This window comes from Achromobacter pulmonis (genome assembly GCF_002885955.2).
Classification (GTDB): Bacteria; Pseudomonadota; Gammaproteobacteria; order Burkholderiales; family Burkholderiaceae_B; genus Achromobacter; species Achromobacter pulmonis_A.
The window spans coordinates 517655-518467 of sequence record NZ_POQS01000003.1; the positions used below are offsets into that span (position 1 = coordinate 517655).

Sequence of the window (813 nt, forward strand, 5' to 3'; positions counted from 1 at the left end):
CGATGAGATCGAATGCAGTCTTGGTCATGGCGGGGCTCACAGCAGGATGCGCACGGGGTTTTCGAGCAGCTTGCGCAAGGCCGCCAGCCAGCGTGCGCCCACGGCGCCGTCCACCACCCGGTGGTCGGCCGACAGGGTCACGGTCATGACGGAGGCGACGGCCAGCGCGCCGTTCTCGTCCACCACCGGGCGGCGCTCGGCCGCGCCCACCGCCAGGATGGCGGCCTGCGGCGGGTTGATGATGGCCGCGAACTGGCCGATGCCGTACATGCCCAGGTTGCTCACCGTCAGCGAGCCGCCGGTGAATTCCTCGGGCTTCAGGCGGTTGACCTTGGCGCGGGCGGCCAGCTCGACGATTTCTCCGGCGATGGCCGACAGCGGCTTCACGTCGGCGTCGCGCACGATGGGCGTGACCAGTCCGCCGTCGGTGGCCACCGCCACCGAGATGTCGGCGCCGGCGTGGTATTCGACGGCATCCTCGTGCCAGCTGGCGTTGACCTCGGGCACTTCGCGCAGGGCCAGCGCGGCGGCGCGCACGATGAAGTCGTTGACCGACAGCTTCACCGCGCCGCCCTGGTTGGCCTGCGCGCGCAGCGCCAGCAGCGCGTCCATGCGGCAATCCACCGTCAGGTAGAAGTGCGGCACGTTCTGCTTGCTTTCGGTCAGGCGGCGGGCGATGGCGCGGCGCATGCCGGTGTGCGGCACGCGGCGCGCGGCGGGGCGGGCGGCCAGCGGCGAGGGCGCGGCGGCGGGGGCGCGCTCGCGCGCCGCCTCCACGTCGCGGCGCACGATGCGCCCGCGCGGGCCGGTGCC

1 protein-coding gene is annotated in these 813 nt (G+C 73.3%); it reads right to left on the reverse strand.

The window, feature by feature from the left end:
* Nucleotides 1-36: 36 nt before the first annotated feature.
* Nucleotides 37-813 (reverse strand): 2-oxo acid dehydrogenase subunit E2 (locus tag C1I89_RS13695; RefSeq protein ID WP_181390946.1); only part of this gene is annotated, 777 nt, incomplete at its 5' end.